4 protein-coding genes, 1 pseudogene and 1 riboswitch are annotated in these 3,905 nt (G+C 36.3%); of the genes and pseudogenes, 3 read left to right on the top strand and 2 right to left on the bottom strand.

Going from position 1 to position 3,905, the window contains the following annotated elements:
* The 3 genes from AC1DRF_RS18850 to sigI form a co-directional block, all read left to right on the top strand.
* Nucleotides 1-1,251, top strand: a 1,251-nt coding sequence (locus AC1DRF_RS18850) for an ATP-binding response regulator (RefSeq protein WP_477741390.1), incomplete at its 5' end; no start/stop codon positions are given.
* A gap of 76 nt (nt 1,252-1,327) precedes the next feature.
* Nucleotides 1,328-1,423: riboswitch (yybP-ykoY riboswitch) on the top strand.
* A gap of 96 nt (nt 1,424-1,519) precedes the next feature.
* Nucleotides 1,520-2,335 (top strand): TerC family protein, encoded by an 816-nt coding sequence (locus AC1DRF_RS18845; protein ID WP_043979698.1) that lies wholly within the window; start codon nt 1,520-1,522, stop codon nt 2,333-2,335.
* Between the two features lie 371 nt (nt 2,336-2,706).
* Nucleotides 2,707-3,417: an RNA polymerase sigma factor SigI gene (gene sigI, locus AC1DRF_RS18840; RefSeq protein ID WP_043979696.1), complete on the top strand. Its 711-nt coding sequence runs from the start codon at nt 2,707-2,709 to the stop codon at nt 3,415-3,417.
* Between the two features lie 51 nt (nt 3,418-3,468).
* On the opposite strand, the gene AC1DRF_RS18835 is transcribed toward sigI, so the two are convergent.
* Complete coding sequence (locus AC1DRF_RS18835; protein WP_013055933.1) at nt 3,469-3,666, bottom strand: alpha/beta-type small acid-soluble spore protein; 198 nt, start codon at nt 3,664-3,666, stop codon at nt 3,469-3,471.
* Nucleotides 3,667-3,809: 143 nt separating this feature from the next.
* A pseudogene (locus AC1DRF_RS18830) lies at nt 3,810-3,905 on the bottom strand (polyhydroxyalkanoic acid inclusion protein PhaP); the annotation flags it as partial.

Genomic DNA, 3,905 nt, shown 5'->3' with positions numbered 1-3,905 from the left:
GAACCTCTTCAAGAAAGCAAATATTATAAGGGCGTAGTTGTCACATTTTATGATATTACAAAACAGCAGGAACAAGAACAAGATTTGCTTCATTCCAATCAGCAAATGATTGTAGCAAAAGAAGAAGCCGAAAAAGCAAATCAAGCCAAGTCTGAATTTTTATCAAAAGTAAGCCATGAGCTTCGTACGCCTTTAAACAGTATTTTAGGTTATGCACAGATATTGGAAGAGCAAGGGGAAAAAGATTTAACAGAAAAACAATTGAATCGTATACGAAAAATTTTAAAAGCTGGTAATCATCTTCTTTATTTGATAAATGAAACGCTTGATTTATCGAAAATTGAATCAGGTCATTTAGCGATTAATCTTGAACCGGTGTCGGTAAAAGAGGCAATTGAAGACGCGCTTAAAATTATGAAACCACTAGCAAAAAATAAGCATAGTATACTTTATACTCGCTTTCACGCATACCAAGAAGTCTTTGTTGAAGTAGATGAACTTCGGTTTCAGCAGATCTTATTAAATCTGCTTACAAACGCCATTAAATACTCGCCCGCTTATCGCGATATCACTATCTATACTGACATCACTCAGCATCACGTAACTATATCGATTGAAGATAAGGGCTTTGGAATTCCAGCTTCAGAATTAAATCGGATTTTTGAGCCTTTCTACCGTGTAAATAGACTAGAAAAAGACGGAACAGGAATTGGGTTGGCGCTTGTAAAACAGCTTGTTGTATTAATGAATGGAACGTGCGGAGTCCGAAGTGAAGAAGGCAAAGGCAGTACATTTTGGGTGCGTTTTCCCATAGTCCATCCACCTGTTCCTAAACGATTATCCGATCAAGGAGAAGCCGAGCCGTTTTTAGGTTTTTCCATGCCAATTTCAATTGTGTATATTGAGGATAACGATACAAATATCGAGCTTATGCAATCGATTCTTTCTCCATATAAAAACGTTAAGCTTTTAATTGCTAAAACAGGAGAAAATGGCATCGGGCTAATCAGGTCTATTTCACCGGATATAATCTTAATTGATATTGATCTGCCTGATATGAATGGTTTTGAGGTATGCACACAGCTTCAGCTGGAAAAAGAGTTGAAGCATATTCCGCGAGTCGCCCTGAGTGCAAGCGCGATGCAAAGCGATATCGATCAAGCTTTTTYAGTCGGTTTTAGTGAATACGTAACAAAGCCTATTCATATTGCAACGTTTTTGAATGTATTAAAACGCTTAACAAAAGCTTAACAAAAGTTTAGAGGGCTTTTAATTGACTTATTAGTGGACTCTTTGTAAAATAAAAACAACTTAATACATTTACTTCTTAAGGAGTAAAGGGGAGTAGCGTCAGGGAAACCTGAAACAAAGTCGTCATTACATGGAGTATTCCATCGGCTTTGTTGGCATAATGATTATGCTTAGCAAGACCTTTGCCATATTTGGCAAAGGTCTTTTTGTGTTTTATTCCGGTAATGAGGATAAATAAACTTATACAAAGAAACGAGAGGGGATTTTTATGGATGCATCACTTTTGTTAGAGTATGGATGGGTATTGCTAGTGCTGGTTGCATTAGAAGGAATTTTGGCGGCGGATAATGCTCTTGTGATGGCCATTATGGTCAAACATTTACCGGAAGAAAAACGCAAGAAGGCATTATTTTACGGATTAGCCGGTGCCTTTATTTTTAGATTTGGTTCATTGTTCTTGATTTCATTTTTAGTCGACGTATGGCAGCTTCAAGCTATAGGAGCCATTTACTTATTGTTCATTTCCATTAATCATATTGTGAAGCGATATGTGAAAAAAGACGATCGTGAAAAAGTGAAAGAAGCAGATGAGAAAAAGGGATCAAGTTTCTGGATGACGGTTTTAAAAGTAGAAATAGCGGACATTGCTTTTGCCGTTGATTCAATTTTGGCCGCTGTGGCTCTCGCCGTTACATTGCCAACAACAAATCTTCCTCAAATTGGCGGACTAGACGGCGGACAGTTCTTGGTGATCTTCGCCGGAGGAATTATGGGATTAATTATTATGCGTTTTGCTGCAACTTGGTTCGTCAAGCTATTAAATACGCGCCCAGGCCTGGAAACGGCGGCTTTTGCTATTGTAGGCTGGGTAGGAGTTAAGTTAGCGGTGTATACCCTTGCTCATCCGGAGTTGGGTATTATTAATGAACATTTCCCTGAATCAAAAGTGTGGAAAATTACGTTTTGGATTGTGTTACTTGGCATAGCAGCTTCAGGCTGGTTTCTATCTAAAAATAAAGAACAAACAGATCTTGAAGGCTCAGAGAAAGAAAAAGAATCGTTAAAAAAAATTGAAAATCAATAATAAAAAAACGCGCTTTCAATGCTAATTGAAGGCGCGTTTTTTTATATTAAGACAAAATACCTAGTTTGGATTGTTTAGATAAAGGGTAAAAGAACTAACTAATGTTTAATTATTTTATATCCGAATGTTTTGCTTTTTCGTTCATATTCTTTAGAGAACAGAAGCAGCCGTGAGTAATTCAGTTCAATGAAGTTTATTTCAGTTTATAAACATATATTTCAAATGTATGTTAATTGGTAAAATTGAGCTATTATGGGTTATAATAAAGGGAAATTAAAAGGAGCAGAACGCTTCTCAACCCTGTTCGTCATCAAAAGAATAGATATTAACATGGTATAAAGCAACTGAGTATAGTAAAAGAGGTGAAGCCAATGCTCACAAAAGTTCAAACGCCTCCATCGCTTGAAACGCTTGTACTGACGATTCAGCAAGGGGATAAACAATTACATAACGAAATGATTCAACAATATAAACCGTTTATTGCTAAAGTTGTTTCAGCTGTATGTAAACGTTATATAAGTGAAGCTGACGATGAATTTAGCATTGGTCTGATTGCATTTAATGAAGCCATTGAAAATTACACAATCCAAAAAGGACGATCTCTTCTTGCATTTGCGGAACTTATTATTAAAAGAAGAGTAATTGACTATATTCGAAAAGAAAAGAGAAATCAAACGCTGCTCTATAGCCGAATTGAAAATGAAGGTTTTATTCAAGGCAAGGTAGAAAGGGATATATCGCTTTCTAACTATAAAAGGCAAAGTGAAACTTCATATATTCAAGAGGAAATGACTTATTTTTGTCAGGCGCTAAAATTGTTTAAATTAACTCTTGAAGACATTATAGAGACGTCTCCTAAACATAAGGATGCAAGGGGAAATGCAGTCGAAGTTGCATCATTTATCGTCAATGAAAAAGAATTAAAAGATAAGCTGTTTTTAAAGCGGCAGCTTCCTATTCGCTTGATTGAAAAACATGTCAAAGTGAGCCGGAAAACAATTGAAAGAAACCGTAAATATATTATCGCGATGGTTATTATATTAGCGGGGGACTACGTGTATTTAAAAGACTATATTATGTAAGAAAAAGGCACGCGCAGGTGCCTTTTTTTAGCCATGTTATGAAGTTATGTTTTATTTTTGTGTGCTGCCGCTTAAGTGAGCTTGAGCTTGTTGCACCAAGCGTTTTGTGATTTCTCCGCCTACTGAACCGTTGCTGCGTGCAGCAGTGTCAGAACCTAGAGTTACCCCAAATTCTTGAGCGATTTCATATTTATATTGATCTAAAAATTGTTCTACACCTGGTGTTAATAGTTTATTTGTTCTAGCCATGATTAGTCATCTCCTTTTTTAGTGGTACAGCAGTTCACTGCTGTACCTGTATTATTTGTTGTTTCCTATTTTGCATACTGGTAATGGTTTGCAAGAAAGTATAAAAAAGCCCAGCTTTCAAAGAAGCTGGGCTTTTTTATATATTATTTTACAACTGCATATTGCTCAAGAGACTGAGCAAATGACTTTTGAAGAGATTTTACTTGTTCTACGTATGCATCAGATACGTGTTGGAATTC

This window comes from Priestia sp. P5_B4, assembly GCF_056400385.1.
Note: the sequence above shows the minus strand (reverse complement) of the source record. Positions and strands in the feature narration are given on the sequence as shown.

What these genes read in the sequence shown, in the direction of transcription:
- AC1DRF_RS18845 (WP_043979698.1), top strand. Translation starts at nt 1,520, where the DNA reads ATGGATGCATCACTTTTGTTAGAGTATGGATGGGTATTGCTAGTGCTG.
- sigI (WP_043979696.1), top strand. Translation starts at nt 2,707, where the DNA reads ATGCTCACAAAAGTTCAAACGCCTCCATCGCTTGAAACGCTTGTACTG.
- AC1DRF_RS18835 (WP_013055933.1), bottom strand. Translation starts at nt 3,666, where the DNA reads ATGGCTAGAACAAATAAACTATTAACACCAGGTGTAGAACAATTTTTA.